A 1,967-nucleotide genomic window follows, 5' to 3' on the forward strand; every position below is an offset into this window, starting at 1 on the left:
GTTGAATTAATCACAATTGAGAACGCAAAAAACGCCCAAATGGTCGTCAAAGAGATTGTTCGCACTTAAACTTTCCCTTGAACAGGTACTTCATCCATAAATTGACTTCCTCTCGTGAATACATTTATAAAATGTACGATTTACTCTTTATACAATCGATTGTCAAACGTTTCATAAATTATTTATATTATTTTGTTCACAGTGGTCTACCGGATAATTATAATTCATTCTTAAAATAATAATTATTATTATGTGTTCTTCTTTAGTAAATTCCCACTATTTATGGTAAACTTTGTATAGTAATAATGTTATAAATATTCTAGGAGGAGAGTACTATGTGCAATAAATTTAATCATCCTAAGCATACTACTCAGTGGCTGATGGCTTGTGCCGCTACCGCTTTTATGATGGGGTATACAAATATAATATCCGCTAATTCAAATAATTCAACAGCATTAACCAGCCAAAATAATGAAACTTCCACAGTTTTGACATCTGAATCATCAAAATCGCCAGAAAATTCAAAAATTGCGAATAATAGCAAAAGTAGTTCAGATGATAAACAATTGAGCAACTCGAATATAAATAATCATAATAACCCCACAACTACTACTCATTCTCAAATTAGTGGTGAAACCACCCATGAATTGGATATGAGCAAGGTTCATTACACAATCTCGATGCATATCCCGTTGAATCCTTCATTGACCTATGATGTTATTTACGTACCAACCTCACCAAATGACCTCTATTTTGGCAATGATCAGGCTCAACCAATTGCCACTCCTGTAGACGTTGGAACCTACAAAGTTTGGCTCAGTAAAACTGGTTATGATAATGTGACAGCTGGCCGAAACTTCTGGGTATCTACAAATGGAAGTAAGTTTGTCTTTTTCCCCGTCTGGGATGTTATGCCTAACATAAGCATTGGACCTTATAATCCATTGAACTTCGGTTATGGTACGTATACAATTACTCCTTATGACATTAAAGCGGTTATCACCGGGCACCAAACATTTAATAATTCTGATTCTTCAACGGAATCTTTAAACCCTAGCAACTATCAAATTAGTTTTTCGGGTACTGACCCTAAGAATGAATCCTTTGATAAGGTCAGCAATGGATTCAAATACAGTTTTCAAGATGGCGACCTGATGTTAGTACCGACTCAAACTAGTGATTCTTATCAAGTTGCTTTAACTGAACAAGGATTATCAAACATTAAACAAGCATTAACCAAAGCTTTTCATAATGAGGCAAAAAATTTTACACTTCAAGCTGACAATATAACAACTCAAGCAATTGCTCAAGTTCTTGAACAACAACGCACTATCACGCGCACCATTATTTTAAATTATCCTGATGGGCAAACAAAACGATATCAGCAAATTGCTACTATTACCCGAAGTTACCAGTTAAATGATCAACATACTGGCATTATTTGGGGAGATTGGGATACTGGTAATTGGTCTAAGTTTACTGTACCAGAATATGCCGGTTATATATCAAGTCAGTCAACTGTTTCTGCCCAAATGGTAACTGTGGAAGACAACAATCAAACTATTAATATTACCTACCAAAAAAAGCCAGTTATTAGTCCAAATCAACCAGATAGTAATGAACATCAAAATCACTCATCAACAAATAAGCCAGTTGTCAATTATGTTCAAAGGGATATTAAACCTAATGCTAATTATCAATCTATGAACAATCCTCATAAACTACCTCAAACTGGTTATAAGGATAGTTCATTAACCGCAATTGGATTGGCTAGTATCTCACTACTAGGCCTTTGGGGGCTAACTGGAATTAGAAAAAAGTATTAATATTCAGTAGATAATGTTCACCTAACTGAAAAAAGTCTCTATTTTAATCATAACCACCCGTAAAACGGGTGGTTTGCTCTGCGGCTATAAGCCGCTATGTACAGCCAGCGTCTCAAGGCGCTGACTTTCTCTTGGTTCAAG

1 protein-coding gene is annotated in these 1,967 nt (G+C 35.3%); it reads left to right on the forward strand.

What is annotated here, in order from left to right; all coding sequences use genetic code 11:
* Nucleotides 1-335 precede the first annotated feature (335 nt).
* Complete coding sequence (locus tag HMPREF0501_RS08640) at nt 336-1,826, forward strand: mucin-binding protein (protein WP_006917391.1); 1,491 nt, start codon at nt 336-338, stop codon at nt 1,824-1,826.
* The last annotated feature ends 141 nt before the right edge of the window (nt 1,827-1,967 follow it).

The sequence above is a fragment of the Limosilactobacillus coleohominis 101-4-CHN genome (assembly GCF_000161935.1).
Taxonomy (GTDB): Bacteria; Bacillota; Bacilli; order Lactobacillales; family Lactobacillaceae; genus Limosilactobacillus; species Limosilactobacillus coleohominis_A.

Bases quoted from the DNA above. Each gene is read 5' to 3' on its own strand.
- HMPREF0501_RS08640 (WP_006917391.1), top strand. From the start codon at position 336: ATGTGCAATAAATTTAATCATCCTAAGCATACTACTCAGTGGCTGATG.